Consider the following 18,196-nt stretch of genomic DNA (forward strand, 5'->3'; position numbering starts at 1 on the left):
TTAATTAGCTTGTTTTATGGTCATATCAGCATCGTAATACAAAATGTAAACGCCTTTATTTAGATATCCTCCTTCAGTATTTTGAGAATAATCAAAACGATTTTCTACTTGTTCCGTTGCATCACTTTCAATGGTTTCTTGAAACGTTTTGTCCTGAGCCATACGCAGCAGAGTATCAAAAGTGACATCAAAACCTCTTGTAGCAAATGAACTAGGATAAACATTGTTTTCTTTGCGGTATTTTTGCTCAAAAACACGCGCTTCCTCTGAACTATTTTCTCTGCTAACAGACGGATACATCAATTTCAATTTAACCAGATTCGAGAATAAAATTTCATCAGTATCCAATGTTGGATTAGGCTCTAGAATCACCAATTGCACCTTGTATGTTTTCATTACAGAGAGCATCGTCGAAATGGTAGCCTTAATCATTGTAGTACTACCGGTTTCCAAAATAACATAATTCGTTTTATCAGCTTGCAATAAACTTTTAAATCCTTCAACATTTACTCCTCCTGTGGATGTTAAAGGCGCCAATTGTACTTCTTTTTGATATTGATTAAAATACATTCTCGACGACTCCTTCTTCTTGTCCACTACTGCAATCATATTACCTCCCTTACTTTTCATATACTCAAAAATAGTATTTTTCATAACCTCTGCAGCCACAATAGATTGGTACAAATTAGGATAGGATTTTCCAAATTCCTTAGATAATGGCGAAATTACAGCGACATTAGTCTCTTGCAATCCCTCAGCTGTTTTCTCTACATTATTCTGATAAAAGGGACCTATAACCACTGATGCTGATGCTAATTGATGATTTTTGATAATCTCCGCTATACGGGAGCTATTTTTAGTTTCTTGAGAATCATAAACTTTCACATCCACTTGTATTCCTAACTGCTTGGCCGAGTCTATCGCCATCAAAGCTCCCGAAAAGAAATCCAACGTCATATTTAAAAACTTATCCTTTTTTATACGTTCGATAGTAGAATTAACGGTGTCATTCGAAATTTTAGCCGTGTTAAATGGCAATAAAAGAACTAATTGTTTCGAATCAGCTGCTTGCAATTTACGGAATACGGTAATTCCTTTTTTTTGCTCTTGCCTATCAGACTTATCCAACATATGGGGCATTTTCAAAACCATTCCTTCTTGAACCCCAGTTTTCAAATCAGGGTTTAAACGAATTAATTCTTCCTGCGACAAACCTGAAGTTTTAGCCAAACTATACAAGGTTTCTTTTGGTTTTACCGTGTAATTTTGAAAATCCGAAACAATAGCCTTTGGAACAACTGTTGGCGAAAGGTCTTTTTTATCAGTAGTTACCTGAATTTCTTTTCCTTCTTTAGGACGATTTCCTATAATTATTAAATTAAAACCAACTGGAAGATTGGCTACCACTTCTGGATTTCTTTTCTCCAATTCATCAATGGTAATATTGTATTTCTTGGCAATCGAAAACTTGGTTTCTTGAGGTTGTACCAAATGAAAAACAGGAGTAACAGTTTTTGGAGCAGCAGTTGCTGTAGTAGTTTTAGTCACAACTCCATTAGGAATAACGAGTGTTTGTCCAATTTGCAAACCATCTTTTTCTAAAAAAGGGTTTGCTTTGAACAAAGCTGCTTCGGTAACATTATATTTTTTTTGAATTCCAAATAAAGTCTCTTTTGGCACTACCTCGTGCGTTACTTTTTTAGAAACAACCGATGAGCTAGTTACTGTTTTTGACTGAACTTTAGCTCCTGCTTTAGGTATTAGTAAAAGTGTGTTTTGGCTAATTCCTGCTTGAGCATCTGGATTTAATTGATAGATGTCGTAAGGACTTACTTTGTACTTTTGAGCGATTTGCGCTATGGTTTCACCTTTAGCAACTTTATGAGTGGTTGCTTTGTCTTGAGCAAACAAACTTCCTATAAAAAACAACCCACAAAACCAAATCTTACTATAATAGTGCATCCGAATAAATTATAAATTAGTACCGTTCAAAGATAGCAAAACGGTATCAAATTTTATTCCAAAATCTGATACCGTTTGCGTATTAATTATTGTAATTTCTCTTGAAAAAGAAACTCTACAACTTATTTTATTCCCACTCGATTGTGGCTGGCGGTTTCGAACTAATATCATAAACCACACGATTAACTCCTTTTACTTTGTTGATAATATCGTTAGACACTTTCATCAAAAACTCATAAGGTAAATGTACCCAATCCGCAGTCATCCCATCAGTAGATTCAACCGCTCTAAGCGCTACTACTTTTTCGTAAGTACGCTCATCGCCCATCACACCAACACTATTTACAGGCAACAAAATAGCACCTGCTTGCCAAACTTTGTCATACAATCCCCAAGATTTTAAACCGTCGATAAAAACTTTATCAACATCTTGCAAAATTTGTACTTTCTCAAGAGTAATATCTCCTAGAATACGAATAGACAAACCTGGCCCTGGGAAAGGATGTCTGCCTAACAACTCAGGATCAATTCCTAAACTAGCTCCTACTCGACGTACCTCATCTTTGAAAAGCATACGCAAAGGTTCTACAATTTTCAGTTTCATATAATCTGGTAAACCACCCACATTGTGATGCGATTTGATAGTTGCAGAAGGTCCTTTTACAGAAACAGACTCAATTACATCAGGATAAATTGTCCCTTGTGCTAACCAAGTAACATCTTCAATTTTATGCGACTCATCATCAAAAACTTCAATAAAAGCATTTCCGATGGCTTTTCTTTTTTGTTCAGGATCAGTTACTCCAGCTAAAGCATCGTAAAAACGTTGCGAAGCATCCACTCCTTTTACATTTAGTCCCATTCCTTCGTATTGATCTAATACACTCTGGAATTCGTTCTTACGAAGTAAGCCGTTATTTACAAAAATGCAATACAGATTTTTACCAATTGCTTTATGCAATAAAACTGCCGCTACTGTTGAATCTACTCCACCAGAAAGACCTAAAACTACTTTATCGTTTCCGATTTTTTCTTTCATTTCGGCTACAATTTCTTCTACGAAAGCGTTTGGTGTAAAGTTTTGAGGTACTTCGGCAATTTTTACCAAGAAATTCTCCAACATTTTGGAACCATCAGTCGAGTGAAAAACCTCTGGATGGTATTGAATAGCGTAAGTAGTTTCGCCTTCAATTTTGTAAGCCGCAAATTCTACATCGTGAGTACTTGCTAATTTAACACCGTTGGTTGGTAATGCTTTGATACTATCACTATGGCTCATCCAAACTTGGCTGTTCTCAGAAACACCTTCGAAGAAGATTTCATTTTCTTTGATGAAAGACAAATTGGCTCTACCATATTCTCTAGTATTAGAAGCTGCTACTTCTCCACCGCTAAAATGCGCTAAATATTGTGCTCCGTAACATACGGCAAGCATGGGCAATTTTCCTCTAATTTGAGATAAATCTGGATGTGGAGCATCTTCTGAACGAACAGAAAATGGGCTTCCGCCAAGAATTACTGCTTTGTAAGATGATAAATCACTAGGAAAGTGATTGTAAGGGAAGATTTCGCAGAATATGTTTAATTCTCGAACTCTTCGCGCAATAAGCTGAGTGTATTGCGATCCGAAATCTAAAATAAGTACGTTGTGTTGCATGCGCAAAAATACTTTTAAAAATCGGAAATGAAAAGTTGAATTTTGAAAAAATTTAATTTTATAAAAAAACCTTCGATTTATTCTTTTACCAAAAGTATAGTTCCTTTAAAACCAGCCGCTAAATTGTCCCAATAATTTTTAGAAAGTACTTTTTTCTGGTCGTCAATAATAATGATTTCAGCAGTATTACCTCCACTTGTCCCTGTATTTAGCGCTTCAAAATCCAATTTATTAAATCCTTCTCCCAGTAAAATTTTAATTTCAGTATAGCCTCCTCCAAGATACACTTCTTCTTTTATAATGATTGCATTTTGATATATGCGCAACAAATCACCATCAACATAAATATAATCTCTCACTTTCACGATCACATACTTGGATTTGGTGTTAATTTGGCCAAAATCGAAATTACGACGAAGCAAAGGCATATTATTTTCGTTCAACGTTTTATCGACATCTTTCTGCATTTTCTTTAGATATTCTTCTCCAGGATTGATGAATTTCTCTTTTGGAAACATATCAACATCATTCGACTTACTGATGGTTGTGGATGTTTTATTGGGATTTTCAGGTGAATTAAATACGTTAGGTTGTTCTATTTTGGGCAATTCGGCTGGTGGAATTACCTTTTTCTTTGGCGCAGCAGGAAATTTAGCTGGAGGAATAGGCTTAAATTTTGGTCCAAATTCCACTTGCGCAAACCCTTCGGAAGCGACTACAAATAACAAAAAAAACAATAACAGTTGTTTCATATGCTCTACTACTAACTTAAAAATATTGCAACTAAAGCCACAATTCTTACCTACAAAACTAAACTATTTCTGATTTTATACTAATGTATTAGAAAATACTTAACACTTTAACCATTTTTAAACCCATAAACACACTAGCTTTTCGCTCAAAAAAACAACTTTTTTAAGAGCAAAAAAAACTTAAAGACAAAAAAATAGCAGCATAAATACTGTTAACATAAAATTATCGTTTTAGGCAAAAAACAACAACTAATTTACTATTCGAACGTTCAGCCAACAAAAGGGTCATTTACTAAAATCAACCCTATTTTGAATGTAATACAATTCACAAATAGCAACATATCAAACATTTACCCCCTAAAATTAATCAACAATCCATTTGAAAAAACTAAATAAAAAATCTTAAAAACAAGCACCGATTAACGATTTTTTAACCTTCTTAAAATTGTGATATTTTACAAGTTTTAATACCTTTACATTGTGAAAAAATTAAAAAAACAAGTTCAAAAAGGCTATAATTTATAAATTCATCAAAATATACGATAACTACATTGTACCAGATGAACTAAAAACATCCTTTCAGAAATGCGTTTATAACAAGGTAAACGTTATTGGAAATAAACACAACACCAGCAACAGACCTCATAAAGTTCTAATAAAAAAATCAAAATATATTCTTATGAAAAATTTCATCACCTTTTTATGTTTCTCTTTCTCGATCTCTTTTATGGCCCAATCACATGTTTTACTAAAACATAACGGTGAAAAATTGCATGTGAATTATATCAAAACCGACCATAATTTACTCTATTTCAACTCAGGAAAAGACCAAATTGAGCAAACGATAAGCGCTTTTGCAGTAGCAGAATTGATCAATACTACCACAAACGCAATAACAAAAATTTCTGATAAGATTGTGGTAAACGGTGAGCAAGATTATCATAAAGTTCAAATTATTACTCCAAACACCACTATTGGTTTACTTTCCGCAAAAAACACCAAAATCAGAAATAGAGTCAAAGGGCAAGCGCCTTTGGCCATTCAGCAACAAAACAGTATCGCTTTGAAAAGAAAAGCGGCAAAAGAAGGCATCCCGTTTGTTGCTATAGCGAAGAATAATAGAGCGGAATCCAGTGCCACGATGTATACTTACTAAGATAAATCATTCATATTTATAAAAACAGAAGCCGTTTCGAAATGAAACGGCTTCTATGTTGTGACGTAAATTTAAAAACAAGATGATCAAAAACTAAAAAAAATATTTTTAAATTATGTCCGATTTATAGCTTTTCATTCTAGCTTTTCGCAGTAGCCGCAACTACAGTTCCTTTGATAGTTAATACTTTTGGAGTCGTTTCTGCATTAGAAGTTACTGTAACTGTTTTAGTAAAAGCTCCCATAGCAGCTGCATTGTAAGTAGCAGTAACCGTTCCTGATTTTCCTGGAGCGATTGGAGTTTTAGTATAACTAGTAGCTGTACAACCACAAGAACCTTGCACATTAGTCAAAATTACAGGAGTTTTTCCCGTGTTTTTGAATTCAAAAACAATAGGTTTTGGAGTGCCTTGAGGGATAGAACCCACATCAATAGTTTCTGATTTCCAAACCAAGACACTAGCATAATTTGCTACTTTGGTTACCATTGTTTGAACTGGAGAAATCGCCGAGAAAGACATTAATCCAAAAGCTACTGCCAATAAAGAGATTTTTAACATTTTCATAATTGCTATATTTAATTGTTTAGTGTTCTACTTTTTTACTTTTCAAATATAATAACTCTTTTTGGCATTGCTGTTAAACAAATTCAAATGATTGTTAACGACTTGTTAACGCATCAAAAACAACTTTTTTTTTACATGTACATGACATCAAAAAAACTCTTCAAGAAAATAAAAATATGATTCTAAAACAAAAGATAATTATGAAAAGAATTTGGGACAGTAATGCTTACCATAATTAGCGAAATTTGGGCATGTTCATTTTTCAGTGGATCAAAATTTAGAATCAAGAACTCGGAAGTGCATTGAAACCAATAATGGCAAAGAATTTTTCTTTTTTGAAGAATAATTTATTTTTTAAGTAAATTATTCAGAAATTTGGTAATCAAACCATAAATAAAAATCAATGATTTCGATACTTAAAAAAATCTTGTTTTCTATACTTACATTTGAGATTCTACTTTTTTCTGGCGAAATTCATGCGCAATCTCCCTCTACCAATGAAGTTTCTACATTTACCAAACTTCAAAAGGGGTTAGCGTTTATAGGAATAACTGGAGGTGCCAATACCAGAACCAGCCAAAACGAAAATTTTTTAATTACAAATGTCATTGACAAGCAAAAAGATGGTTTTAATGTTCAAGCCAATGGAGGTTATTTTTTAAGTAAATCATTTGCGATTGGAACCGCTTTGCGTTATGATTGGGCAAAACTAAATCAAATTTTAGAGGATACCGATGGAGTCCAAACCTTTGTAAAAGAAGCTAAAAGTAGCCTTGGTGCATATGTATTTATCAAAAACTATATCCCCATTACTCCCAACGGTCGGTTTAATCTTTTTAATGTGGTAAGTCTAGGAATGGATAAAGAAAATAAAGTAACCGAAAATACCACCAATGATGTATTAACCCGATATTATGCTGTTACCAACAATTACAATCTTGGAATTAATCCAGGTATTCAAGTATTTATCATCAAGGGATTTGCTACTGAAGTTGGGGTAAATCTAGCTGGACTTTCTCATACATACAAAAGAACCACTATAAACGAAGAAGAAAATACAGTAATCAAAAGCAATACTTTAGACTTAAAACTAAACATTTTATCGTTAAACATTAGCTTTTTTTATTTCTTTAAATCTTGACAATATGAGAACAAAACTTTTATTCTTAGCCCTCATCTGTGTTGTTTTGTCCAACTGTGTCTCAGAAGATTATTTTGGAAATTCAGATCAAAAAAAAATATTGAGTTTTATTTTAATAAACCAAGTAGGCAATACAATCATTGAGGAATCTACGGGTACAATCAGTGTCACTGTCGCAGCTACCGCTAATATCAAACAACTAAAGCCTCAAGAAATTGTGCTCTCTACCTTTGCCACAATTAGTCCATCGAGTGAGGAACTATTAGATTTTACTAATCCCGTAAAATACAGTGTAACCGCCGAGGACGGATCAACAAAAACTTATACCGTAACCGTAAAACAAGAAGGAAGTGAACCACAATTAGAAAATAGTTCCTTTGATGATTGGTATATGACTCCCAAAAACTACTACGAACCCGGAAAAGACGCCAACTCAATTTGGTCAAGCGGAAATGCTGGAGCGACCACTCTAGGAAACGCAAATGTTACTCCTTTTACCATCAACGGAACGAATATCGCAGCTAAATTAGTAACTCAAGATATGGGAAATCTAGCGGGATTGGTCAGTCAACGAATGGCGGCAGGCTCAATGTTTACGGGTAAATTTGAATTGGATGTGGCAAATCCAATTAATTCTGCCAAATTTGGAATTCCTTTTGCTGCACGTCCTAAGAGTTTCTCTGTAGAATATGCCTACAGTCCGGGTACTCCCTATTTGGATAGAAAAGGACAAACTTTAACCACCAAAGATGCCTGCGATATCTATGTTTTATTAGAAAACAGAAGTGGTACCGAAGTAAAAAGAATCGCTACAGGTTGGTTTCGTTCCGAAGAAAAAGTAATTGACGCTTTTAAAACCATTACAATCCCATTGACCTACGGAGAATTAAACAATTCTTTTCCAGCCTATCAAAAACCCAAAAACGGTCTTTATGGTAGTACTAATGAAGCAGTCACCCATATTACAGTGGTTTTCTCCTCAAGTTTTAATGGCGATCAGCTAGAAGGAGGTACAAATAGCACCTTATTGGTCAACAATTTCAAATTAATCTATTAATAAAAAATCCAAAGCGTAAAATAGCTTTGGATTTTTCACTAATATACGCTCACAATTATAATCGCTCAAGCAAACTATTACAACGGAATATTACCGTGTTTCCTATCTGGTCTATGAACAGTTTTTCCTTCGAGCATACTGAAGGCTTTCAACAACTTTCTACGGGTATCTTCTGGAAGAATAACCTCATCTATAAATCCGCGTTGTGCTGCGGTGTAAGGATTGGCAAATAACTCAGCATATTCAGCTTCTTTTTCTAATAGTTTTGCTTCGTGGTCTTCGGCTTCGCTAATTTCTTTTTTAAAGATAATTTCAGAAGCACCTTTGGCACCCATTACCGCAATTTCTGCCGTAGGCCAAGCAAAATTCATATCGGCACCAATGTGTTTGGAGTTCATTACATCATAAGCTCCTCCATAGGCTTTTCGAGTAATCACAGTCACTCTTGGCACGGTCGCCTCACTAAAAGCATATAATAATTTGGCACCGTGTACAATGATTCCGTTCCATTCTTGATCGGTTCCTGGCAAGAAACCGGGAACGTCTTCCAACACCAGCAACGGAATATTGAAACTGTCGCAAAAACGAACAAATCTCGCAGCCTTGATAGAGCTCTTCACATCCAAACAGCCGGCTAAAAACATTGGATTGTTGGCTACAATTCCGATACTTCTTCCTCCCAAACGGGCAAATCCAACAATTATATTTTCGGCATACTCTTTATGAATTTCATAAAAAGAATCGGCATCAATAATCCCTCGAATCACTTCGTGCATATCATACGGTTTGTTGGCACTGTCTGGAATAATTGTAGCCAATTCCATTCGTACTTCATCTCCCAAAACATAAGGTACTTTGGGAGTTGTTTCTTTATTATTTTGTGGCAAATAGCTCAAAAGATTTTTGATACTGTTCAACAAAGCCACTCCGTTGGGAGCTGTTAAATGCGCCACTCCCGACTTAGAAGCGTGTGTTACGGCTCCACCTAAAGCTTCTGAAGTTACTTCTTCGTTGGTTACTGTTTTCACGACATTGGGTCCCGTAACAAACATATAACTATTGTTTTCTACCATCATAGTAAAATCGGTCATCGCAGGGGAATACACTGCACCACCCGCGCAAGGCCCCATAATTGCTGAAATCTGAGGTATCACCCCTGAGGATTGTACATTGCGATAAAAAATATCTGCGTAACCTCCCAAAGAACGAACGCCTTCTTGAATTCGAGCACCTCCTGAGTCGTTTAATCCAATCATTGGCGCACCCACTTTGAGCGCCATATCCATTACTTTACAAATTTTCTCGGCGTGTGTTTCGGACAAAGAACCACCAAAAACGGTGAAATCTTGGGCAAAAACATAGACCAATCTTCCATTAATAGTTCCGTAACCTGTAACTACCCCATCTCCGTAAATCAGGTCCTTCTCCATACCAAAATCGGTAGTTCTGTGGGTAACCAACATCCCAATTTCTTCAAAAGAACCTTCATCTAACAAATACATCACTCGCTCTCTTGCGGTTAGCTTCTTACTGGCGTGATGTTTATCAATTCGGGCTAGACCACCACCCAATTGGGCTAGTGCTATTTTTTCGTTTAATACTTTTATTTTAGATTCCATACTTTTCTGTTGTTATTAAAATGTACCAAGCACCTATTTAATTAGGCAATCGAAGCACTTTTTGGTCCTGTAAATACTGTTGCAACGCCAATTTTGCTGCAATCAATGCTTCTTTCTGAGTTTGTTCTTTTAAAATCTCAGGATTGTAATACTTCTTTACAAAATTGGTATCAAAATCTCCCGAACGAAACGCCTCGTGCTGCATTACAAAAGCACCAAAAGGTAATGTGGTTTGCACGCCTTCCACTTTATAATCCGCAATAGCTTGTTCCATACGCTGAATAGCTTCTTCACGAGTGGCTCCGTAAGTGATTAATTTGGCCAACATCGGGTCATAATAAATAGGAACATCCATACCTTGAGCATATCCGTTATCTACTCGGACACCTTCGCCTTCGGGCAATTGGTAAACTTCTAAATTACCTACACTTGGTAAAAAGCCATTCAAAGTATCTTCGGCATACACACGTAATTCTACAGCGTGACCGTGAATTTTCAAATCCTCTTGTTGAATGGTAAGCGCTTCGCCTCTAGCCACACGAATTTGCATTTCGACTAAATCGACTCCAGCAATAATTTCAGTCACAGGATGCTCAACTTGTAAACGCGTATTCATTTCTAAGAAATAAAAGTTCAGTTGTTCATCCACCAAAAACTCCACTGTTCCTGCTCCTAAGTAATCACAAGATTTGGCTACCAATACGGCGGCTTCTCCCATTTTTTTTCGAATTTCGGGTGTGATAACCGCAGAGGGCGCTTCCTCCACTACTTTTTGATGACGACGTTGAATACTACATTCTCTTTCAAACAAGTACAATACATTGCCGTGACTATCCGCCATCACTTGAATTTCGATATGTCTTGACGAAGCGACATATTTTTCAATAAAAACCGCTCCATCACCAAAAGCAGCCACAGCCTCGCTAATAGCTCGGTTCATTTGCGCTTCAAAATCGGCTTCATTATCTACCACGCGCATCCCTTTTCCGCCACCTCCAGCAGAAGCTTTGATTAAAATAGGAAAACCAATTGCTTTTGCGGTTCGCTTAGCCTCTTCAATATCGGTAATCGCGTGGTCCACTCCAGGAACCATTGGAATATCATATTGTAGAACGGCTTCCTTGGCTGCCAATTTGCTCCCCATAATATGAATGGCTTTGGATTTTGGACCAATGAATATGATGTTGTTTTTTTCGGCTTCTTCGGCAAATTCAGCATTTTCACTCAAGAAACCATACCCTGGATGAATGGCATCAGCTTGTACCGCTTTGGCCACTTCTATAATTTTATTCCCTAACAAATAGGATTGATTGGATGGTGCTTCACCGATACAAACCGCTTCATCTGCAAAAGCTACGTGAGGCGCGTTTCGGTCTACAGTAGAATACACCGCCACTGTTTTGATTCCCATTTTTCGAGCCGTTTTCATCACACGAATGGCGATTTCTCCTCTATTGGCAACTAGTATTTTTTTCATGATTCTTATTTGCTAAAAAATGGAAATAATTGAAATTCTCAATCTCACATTATTTTTTTCATCATAATATCCGTTTGTTCATCATCACCTAACTTAAAAATATGTTTGTCAAAGGCAACAAAACCATTTTTAGTATAAAAACTAATTGCTCTATGATTTTGTTCCCAAACACCTAACCAAACGTACTGCACTTCTTTTTGAAGAGCAATGGCAATAGCATGATCGTAGAGCAATTGCCCCACTCCCTTACCATGAAAAGCCTGTAGTACATAAATACGTTCAATCTCAAGTGCTGTGTGATCTTTTAACTCCGTCTGTGCATTTCCAAAATTAATTTTCAAATACCCAATACATTTTTCATTTTCTATCGCAAAATAAAAGGCTGCCTCTTGATCCTGAAATTCTGAAGTTAGTTTCTCGATTGAAAGCCCTTCCTCAAGGTAATTTTTCATATTTTCTTCAGAATTAAATGCTGAAAAAGTTTCGGTAAACGTTTGCCTTGCTATTTGTTGCAATTGGGCAATCTCACCAATTTGAACTTTGGATATCTCTATATTGGTCATAATTTTAAATTTAATAGTATAGTTTTAAATTTGAAAGAAAAGCGGTTTTTGGTCACATCATGTCTTTCCTTGGTAAAATAGTTTCAAAATGAAAGCTGTTTAGGGTTAAATATAAAACTAATAACCCAGTAGAAGAAATTCAAATAGAATAAAAATTTGAGGACGTATGCCTCAAACTAATTAGGAGCTTCCTAAAATTAAGATTTTTCATATATTAAAGTATACAAAATCATGGTTCTATACTAGGTGTTTACATTGTTAGTATTCGTTTAAATCAAAATAAAATTTAATAAATAAAGCATATTTTTTTTAAATTAAAGTTAAAACACTAACTTTCAATCAACTAATTATTAAACATAAATTATGAAAACGATTATTTCTACCCTTTCGTTTAGTTTTTTCTCCTTTCTTGCCGTTAGCCAATCCAATCCTTCCGTAACATCAAAAGAAATCATCAATGGAATTCCTGTGGCAGAATTGAAAGAATTATGCAAAAATGATACTCCGAGATTAGAGACCATTTTTAAAGATTTACACAGTAATCCAGAACTTCCATTCATGGAAATTAGAACCTCAGGAATTATTGCTAAAGAATTAAAAGCCTTAGGTTTTCAAGTAATAGAAAAAGTAGGCAAGACCGGCGTCGTAGGCATTTTGAAAAATGGGGATGGCCCCACGGTGATGTATCGAGCTGACATGGACTGTATTGCCGTACAAGAAGCCGTAAATCTCCCGTATGCTAGTACCAAAAAAGTAAAAAATGAAGAAGGCAAAGAAGTTCCAGTCATGCATGCTTGTGGACATGATGCTCATGTTACATGGATGCTTGGTATGGCCAAACAAATGGTGAAATTGAAAAATAACTGGAAAGGCACCCTTATCCTAGTAGGACAGCCGGCTGAAGAAAACGGATTTGGAGCCATAGCTATGGCGGATGAAATGTACAATAAAGGAGTCCCTATTCCAGACTTGCTTTTGGGTATGCATACGGGTCCTGCTCCCGTAGGAGTGTACTTAAATAGACCTGGAGAACGTATGGCTGGAGCAGTACAATTAGATGTTACTTTTTTTGGAATTGGCGGACATGGATCAACTCCTGAGCAAACTAAAGACCCTATCATCATGGCTGCAAATGCCATCCTTCAATACCAAACTATAGTAAGTCGAAATTCACACCCTCAATTTCCTGTAGTATTGACCGTAGGCGCGATGGAAGCTGGAATTGATAATAATGTAATTCCCAATAAAGCTTTATTGAAACTAAACCTTCGTTGGTACCGAAAAGAAGACAAAGAACTTTTACTCAGAAGAATTGATGAAATAAATGAAGGTATCGCCGTTTCAAACCATCTTCCCAAAGAATTATACCCAAAAACTGTGATTAAACAAAATCTTGGTACCTTAAAAAATAATGAGGCTTTGACTGCAAAAATCAATATAGCCTTAGAGAAAATGGCAGGTCCAAACAAGAATTTATCGATACCTCCGGTTATGGGATCAGAAGATGTTCAAGAATTACTTAAAGATCATCCTGAAGTCCCTTACAATTATTTCATCGTTGGCATCGCCAATCATGAAGTTTTTGAAAAAGCAACAAAAGAAGGCAAACAATTCCCTTTTTCGAATCATAATCCCGATTTTTGGGTTGATTTATCTGCTATACCATTCGGAACATCCCTTGGTTTAGCAGCTGTTTTGGAAGCCTTCTCAAAATAATTAAAAAACTTGTTTATTGTCCTAAAAACTTACTTAAAGCAACTGCCTCAATAGCATCATGAGAGACATTATAAATCGCCTTTTCTTCTTTAATTAAAAGAAGTTGAGGCGATTGATGTTGTACACCAAAACGAGTGGCAATTTCATTCGAAATTTCACGATACGTAATTAAATCCAAAAAATAAGCATCAATAGCATCGTGTAAATTGAATTCCTTTTCAAATTGCTTCAATGCAAATCGACTAATACTACAACGGGTACTATGTTTAAAGATAAGTACTGATTTTTCATTAGAAAGTGACGTTAATTCCTCTAATTGTTCCATCGATTGCAAGGGAATCCAATTGATTGTATTAGCCGACTCGTTTTTTTCTTCTGAACTACCAAATAAGGAATTAAATAAACTCATTTTGTATTTTTTAGGTCTTAAATATGTCTTTTTGTCTTGATTTTATGATATAAATCAGTGATTTACCGTCAAAATGTCCGTAAATTTATAATGGAATACCCTTTGACGCTTTCTCAACAAAAATAGTTAATAAATCACAAACAATAATCATCAAATCTAACAATCATGAATAGTAATAAATTTACAATCAAATCCCAAGAGGCCATTCAGCACTCCCAACAATTGGTGCAAAGCCTAGGGCAACAACAAATCGAAAACGAACATATTTTTAAGGCAATCTTTGAAGTAGACGAGAATGTAGCGCCTTTTCTTTTGAAAAAACTAAACGTAAACGTGCCTTTGTTGCAACAAATTTTGGATAGTCAAATTCAAAATTTTCCGAAAGTTACAGGTGGCGAAATACAATTATCTAGAAACGCTAACGCAGCACTAAACGAGGCCGAAATTATTGCCAAAAAAATGAATGATGAATTCGTTAGTATTGAGCATTTAATCCTAGCTATTTTTGGTTCTAAAAGTAAAGTTGCCCAAATCCTAAAAGATCAAGGTGTGACCGAAAAAGGACTAAAAGCTGCCATTGACGAATTACGTAAAGGCGAAAGAGTAACCTCTGCTTCTGCAGAAGAAACCTATAATTCCTTGAATAAATTTGCCAAAAATCTCAACGAATTAGCTCGAACAGGAAAATTAGACCCTGTAATTGGTCGTGATGAAGAAATTCGTCGTGTCCTTCAAATTTTAACTCGTAGAACTAAGAACAATCCGATGTTGGTGGGAGAACCTGGTGTAGGTAAAACCGCTATAGCCGAGGGTTTGGCGCACCGAATCGTAGCTGGCGATGTTCCAGAAAATTTAAAAGACAAAATTGTGTTCTCACTCGACATGGGAGCACTAATCGCTGGTGCCAAATACAAAGGAGAATTCGAAGAACGTTTAAAATCAGTAGTCAAAGAAGTCATTGCTTCTGAGGGTACTATTGTGTTATTCATAGACGAAATCCACACACTGGTAGGAGCTGGTGGTGGCGAAGGTGCTATGGATGCTGCCAATATTTTAAAACCGGCTTTGGCGCGTGGTGAATTGCGTGCCATTGGTGCAACTACTTTGGACGAATATCAAAAATATTTTGAAAAAGACAAAGCATTAGAACGTCGTTTCCAAAAAATAATGGTGGAAGAACCTGATACCGAGAGTGCCATTTCGATTTTACGTGGTATCAAAGAAAAATACGAGACCCATCACCAAGTACAAATCAAAGATGAAGCCATCATCGCTTCGGTGGAGTTGTCGCAACGCTACATTACCAACCGATTCTTGCCAGACAAGGCTATCGATTTGATGGACGAGGCGGCTTCTAAATTGCGCATGGAAATCAACTCCAAACCCGAAGAACTCGACGTGCTCGATCGCAAAATCATGCAGCTAGAAATTGAAATCGAAGCCATCAAACGTGAAAAAGACGAAAGCAAACTTAAAATTTTAGGATTGGATTTGGCCAATTTAAAAGAAGACCGCAACGAAATTTATGCCAAATGGAAATCTGAAAAAGATGTGGTCGATAATATTCAATTAGTAAAAACAGAAATCGAAAACTTTAAACACGAAGCCGAACGCGCCGAACGAGAAGGCGATTATGGAAAAGTAGCCGAAATTCGTTACGGTAAAATCAAAGAAGCACAAGAAAAATTGGCAAAGTTTACGCTTCAATTACAGGAAAATCAATCTGGAACTTCTTTGATTAAGGAAGAAGTTACTCGAGAAGATATCGCCGAAGTCGTAGCCAAATGGACCGGAATTCCAGTCATGAAAATGCTACAAGGCGAACGCGAAAAACTATTGAAATTAGAGGATGAACTTCACAAACGTGTGGTAGGACAAGAAGAAGCGATTGAGGCGGTGAGCGACGCTGTTCGTAGAAGTCGTGCCGGTTTGCAAGACATGAAAAAACCGGTGGGAACCTTCCTTTTCCTAGGAACTACAGGTGTGGGTAAAACCGAATTAGCCAAAGCCTTAGCCGAATATCTATTTGACGATGAAAATGCCATGACCCGAATTGACATGAGCGAATACCAAGAACGTCACAGCGTGAGCCGATTGGTTGGAGCACCTCCTGGATACGTGGGTTATGACGAAGGTGGTCAATTGACCGAGGCCGTGCGAAGAAAACCGTATTCTGTGATTCTGCTAGACGAAATCGAAAAAGCACATCCTGACACGTTTAATATCTTGCTTCAAGTGCTGGACGAAGGACGTTTGACAGATAATAAAGGACGTTTGGCCGACTTCAAAAATACGATTATCATCATGACCTCGAATATGGGAAGCCAAATTATTCAAGATAAATTCGAGAATTTAAAAGGTAGCCTAGAAGCCGCCACCGAAGCTGCCAAAGTAGAAGTCTTAGGTTTACTAAAACAAACCGTTCGTCCCGAGTTCATCAACCGTATCGACGAAATCGTGATGTTTACTCCGCTGACCAATGCCAATATTGCTCAAATCGTAGGTTTACAACTAAAAAGTGTGACCAAAATGTTAGCGCAACAAGGCATCACTATGGACGCTACTCCCGAAGCGATAAGCTATTTGTCTCAAAAAGGCTACGATCCACAATTTGGAGCCAGACCCGTAAAACGTGTCATTCAGCGTGAAGTACTCAACGAATTATCGAAAGAAATTCTGTCTGGTAAAATCACCACCGATAGCATCGTTTTGATTGACGCTTTCGAGAATCAACTCGTTTTTAGAAATCAAACAGAGTTGGTAGAATAATCAAAGATTACTACTAACCCCTGTCAGAGTTTTGAACTCTGATAGGGGTTTTCAATAGCACCAGTCGTAAGATTGGTGTTTTTTTTTTGTAGCCAAGTTACAATTAGTAAAAAAAAAGCGTGGATATATGAAGCGCTAAAAATCAAAAATATGCACTGTTTTACATTAATTAGCACCATTTATGTTATATAAAAAATGTAATAAATACTTTAAATTTATGGAATAAAATTGCATTTCATCGATTTTATTTGACTTTAATCCGTATTTCTGCTTGGTATTTTGTAACTTAAATGAACTAAAACTAAAAACATACCTCTTTAATTATTGTAATTACTAATTGCAGTTATTCAAAACGCTTTACAGTATGATCAATTAATTTTTATGATTATGAAATCACAATTAACAAAGAGTTAGCTGTAAGTAAACACCAATAAATAAAAGGCGATACCATATATGACCGCTAAAAAATAAATTTTACATATATGAAAAATAGATTTGACGAAAACAGAATCGCTCCGATAGATATTATCGTTCATCTTTTGGCATCCTTGTATGATTGGGTTTACGATCTTATTTACGCAATTTTATCCTTTATTGAAAAAGTAGTCGCGCATATTAAAAAAACTAATTTTTTAACCCTAGGAATCGAATTCTTTGCTGGAATCTATGATTTGAATGTCCTTTTTTTTGCAGGTCTTTACGATATCGTGTATGATTTTTTGTTTTTCTTAGTAGCCTATGTAAAATGGGCTACCGATTTCAAATCGTATATTCCTTCCAAAAATACCGCACAAAATAAAGAAAGTAGTAAAGGCAATGATCTTACTTGTCCAAAGCTTTAATCCCAGATTTCAAAAACATGATACTTTGATGATGCTTAACAACTATCATTACGTTTAAAAAAAATCAATCCCTAAGAGACTAGAATTCTACCTAAAATCGTGTACTTTTGTTTTTAATTTAAAATTATTTTAATAAAATTTCTGTTCTAAATTAATTACACTTACTATGGACATTGTTAAATTCAAAATCACTCCCAAAACTATAAAAGTTGAAGTCCGTAATTCCAATAATTACGTTTTTAATTTTAATAGTGCAGTGGAAATCGATAAACAAGACCGAGACGTTTTATTAAAATTATACAATGCTTTAGATCTTTTATTTAGAAAAGAAAACACAACCGAAAACAAAAACTATATTGCTCCCAATCAAACCAATATTTTAGATCAAATAAAAGAAGTTACTGAAATTGAACAAGAATAATTATTATGATTTTCTAATTTTCATCCTTGATAATACTTACAAGACATTTGTTTTAGGACTATAATTACAAAAAAAACCTCCAAAACTCAT

Annotated in this window: 15 protein-coding genes; 7 read left to right on the plus strand and 8 right to left on the minus strand. The window is 35.7% G+C overall.

Annotated features, from left to right (window positions below; translation table 11 throughout):
• The 3 genes from ACSVH7_RS06295 to ACSVH7_RS06305 form a co-directional block, all read right to left on the minus strand.
• On the minus strand, nt 1–1,962 hold the full coding sequence (locus ACSVH7_RS06295; RefSeq protein WP_438065837.1) for a PBP1 and LysM peptidoglycan-binding domain-containing protein: 1,962 nt from the start codon (nt 1,960–1,962) through the stop codon (nt 1–3).
• Between the two features lie 127 nt (nt 1,963–2,089).
• Nucleotides 2,090–3,619, minus strand: coding sequence for a glutamine-hydrolyzing GMP synthase (guaA, locus tag ACSVH7_RS06300; RefSeq protein WP_438065838.1), 1,530 nt, complete (start codon nt 3,617–3,619; stop codon nt 2,090–2,092).
• Between the two features lie 77 nt (nt 3,620–3,696).
• Nucleotides 3,697–4,371, minus strand: a complete 675-nt coding sequence (locus ACSVH7_RS06305) for a hypothetical protein (RefSeq protein ID WP_438065839.1) — start codon at nt 4,369–4,371, stop codon at nt 3,697–3,699.
• A gap of 679 nt (nt 4,372–5,050) precedes the next feature.
• Here ACSVH7_RS06305 and ACSVH7_RS06310 point away from each other — a divergent pair.
• Nucleotides 5,051–5,527, plus strand: a complete 477-nt coding sequence (locus ACSVH7_RS06310) for a hypothetical protein (RefSeq protein ID WP_438065840.1) — start codon at nt 5,051–5,053, stop codon at nt 5,525–5,527.
• A gap of 139 nt (nt 5,528–5,666) precedes the next feature.
• On the opposite strand, the gene ACSVH7_RS06315 is transcribed toward ACSVH7_RS06310, so the two are convergent.
• Nucleotides 5,667–6,092 carry a DUF1573 domain-containing protein gene (locus tag ACSVH7_RS06315; protein ID WP_438065841.1) on the minus strand — a complete coding sequence of 142 codons (426 nt, stop codon included), beginning with the start codon at nt 6,090–6,092 and terminating at the stop codon, nt 5,667–5,669.
• A gap of 403 nt (nt 6,093–6,495) precedes the next feature.
• Here ACSVH7_RS06315 and ACSVH7_RS06320 point away from each other — a divergent pair, with 403 nt between their 5' ends.
• Entirely contained in the window at nt 6,496–7,233 is a 738-nt protein-coding gene (locus ACSVH7_RS06320) for a hypothetical protein (protein ID WP_438065842.1), read from the plus strand.
• A 4-nt stretch (nt 7,234–7,237) separates the two neighbouring features.
• Complete coding sequence (locus tag ACSVH7_RS06325) at nt 7,238–8,290, plus strand: PCMD domain-containing protein (protein WP_438065843.1); 1,053 nt, start codon at nt 7,238–7,240, stop codon at nt 8,288–8,290.
• A 77-nt stretch (nt 8,291–8,367) separates the two neighbouring features.
• Here ACSVH7_RS06325 and ACSVH7_RS06330 read toward each other — a convergent pair whose 3' ends face one another.
• The 3 genes from ACSVH7_RS06330 to ACSVH7_RS06340 are packed head-to-tail and all read right to left on the minus strand — an operon-like array spanning nt 8,368 to nt 11,949.
• The gene (locus tag ACSVH7_RS06330; protein ID WP_438065844.1) at nt 8,368–9,909 is read right to left on the minus strand and encodes an acyl-CoA carboxylase subunit beta; all 1,542 of its coding nucleotides are present in this window, start codon (nt 9,907–9,909) and stop codon (nt 8,368–8,370) included.
• Between the two features lie 37 nt (nt 9,910–9,946).
• Nucleotides 9,947–11,386, minus strand: coding sequence for an acetyl-CoA carboxylase biotin carboxylase subunit (locus ACSVH7_RS06335; RefSeq protein WP_438065845.1), 1,440 nt, complete (start codon nt 11,384–11,386; stop codon nt 9,947–9,949).
• A 44-nt stretch (nt 11,387–11,430) separates the two neighbouring features.
• Nucleotides 11,431–11,949, minus strand: a complete 519-nt coding sequence (locus tag ACSVH7_RS06340; RefSeq protein WP_438065846.1) for an N-acetyltransferase family protein — start codon at nt 11,947–11,949, stop codon at nt 11,431–11,433.
• A gap of 363 nt (nt 11,950–12,312) precedes the next feature.
• Between ACSVH7_RS06340 and ACSVH7_RS06345 the strand changes: the two genes are divergently transcribed.
• Nucleotides 12,313–13,665, plus strand: coding sequence for an amidohydrolase (locus ACSVH7_RS06345; RefSeq protein WP_438065847.1), 1,353 nt, complete (start codon nt 12,313–12,315; stop codon nt 13,663–13,665).
• 13 nt (nt 13,666–13,678) lie between these two features.
• On the opposite strand, the gene ytxJ is transcribed toward ACSVH7_RS06345, so the two are convergent.
• Nucleotides 13,679–14,074 carry a bacillithiol system redox-active protein YtxJ gene (ytxJ, locus tag ACSVH7_RS06350; protein WP_438065848.1) on the minus strand — a complete coding sequence of 132 codons (396 nt, stop codon included), beginning with the start codon at nt 14,072–14,074 and terminating at the stop codon, nt 13,679–13,681.
• Nucleotides 14,075–14,239: 165 nt separating this feature from the next.
• Here ytxJ and clpB point away from each other — a divergent pair, with 165 nt between their 5' ends.
• The 3 genes from clpB (at nt 14,240) to ACSVH7_RS06365 (ending at nt 18,106) form a co-directional block, all read left to right on the plus strand.
• Nucleotides 14,240–16,843, plus strand: coding sequence for an ATP-dependent chaperone ClpB (gene clpB, locus ACSVH7_RS06355; protein ID WP_438065849.1), 2,604 nt, complete (start codon nt 14,240–14,242; stop codon nt 16,841–16,843).
• 482 nt (nt 16,844–17,325) lie between these two features.
• Nucleotides 17,326–17,685 (plus strand): hypothetical protein, encoded by a 360-nt coding sequence (locus ACSVH7_RS06360; RefSeq protein ID WP_438065850.1) that lies wholly within the window; start codon nt 17,326–17,328, stop codon nt 17,683–17,685.
• 166 nt (nt 17,686–17,851) lie between these two features.
• Nucleotides 17,852–18,106, plus strand: a complete 255-nt coding sequence (locus ACSVH7_RS06365; RefSeq protein WP_438065851.1) for a hypothetical protein — start codon at nt 17,852–17,854, stop codon at nt 18,104–18,106.
• Nucleotides 18,107–18,196: the final 90 nt, after the last annotated feature.

The sequence above is a fragment of the Flavobacterium sp. TSSA_36 genome, from assembly GCF_051547165.1.
Taxonomy (GTDB): Bacteria; Bacteroidota; Bacteroidia; order Flavobacteriales; family Flavobacteriaceae; genus Flavobacterium.

Coding starts and splice junctions, on each gene's coding strand:
- ytxJ (WP_438065848.1), bottom strand. CDS start 14,074: ATGAGTTTATTTAATTCCTTATTTGGTAGTTCAGAAGAAAAAAACGAG.
- ACSVH7_RS06340 (WP_438065846.1), bottom strand. CDS start 11,949: ATGACCAATATAGAGATATCCAAAGTTCAAATTGGTGAGATTGCCCAA.
- ACSVH7_RS06295 (WP_438065837.1), bottom strand. CDS start 1,962: ATGCACTATTATAGTAAGATTTGGTTTTGTGGGTTGTTTTTTATAGGA.
- ACSVH7_RS06345 (WP_438065847.1), top strand. CDS start 12,313: ATGAAAACGATTATTTCTACCCTTTCGTTTAGTTTTTTCTCCTTTCTT.
- ACSVH7_RS06305 (WP_438065839.1), bottom strand. CDS start 4,371: ATGAAACAACTGTTATTGTTTTTTTTGTTATTTGTAGTCGCTTCCGAA.
- ACSVH7_RS06335 (WP_438065845.1), bottom strand. CDS start 11,386: ATGAAAAAAATACTAGTTGCCAATAGAGGAGAAATCGCCATTCGTGTG.
- ACSVH7_RS06325 (WP_438065843.1), top strand. CDS start 7,238: ATGAGAACAAAACTTTTATTCTTAGCCCTCATCTGTGTTGTTTTGTCC.
- ACSVH7_RS06320 (WP_438065842.1), top strand. CDS start 6,496: ATGATTTCGATACTTAAAAAAATCTTGTTTTCTATACTTACATTTGAG.
- ACSVH7_RS06315 (WP_438065841.1), bottom strand. CDS start 6,092: ATGAAAATGTTAAAAATCTCTTTATTGGCAGTAGCTTTTGGATTAATG.
- ACSVH7_RS06330 (WP_438065844.1), bottom strand. CDS start 9,909: ATGGAATCTAAAATAAAAGTATTAAACGAAAAAATAGCACTAGCCCAA.
- ACSVH7_RS06360 (WP_438065850.1), top strand. CDS start 17,326: ATGAAAAATAGATTTGACGAAAACAGAATCGCTCCGATAGATATTATC.
- guaA (WP_438065838.1), bottom strand. CDS start 3,619: ATGCAACACAACGTACTTATTTTAGATTTCGGATCGCAATACACTCAG.
- ACSVH7_RS06310 (WP_438065840.1), top strand. CDS start 5,051: ATGAAAAATTTCATCACCTTTTTATGTTTCTCTTTCTCGATCTCTTTT.
- ACSVH7_RS06365 (WP_438065851.1), top strand. CDS start 17,852: ATGGACATTGTTAAATTCAAAATCACTCCCAAAACTATAAAAGTTGAA.
- clpB (WP_438065849.1), top strand. CDS start 14,240: ATGAATAGTAATAAATTTACAATCAAATCCCAAGAGGCCATTCAGCAC.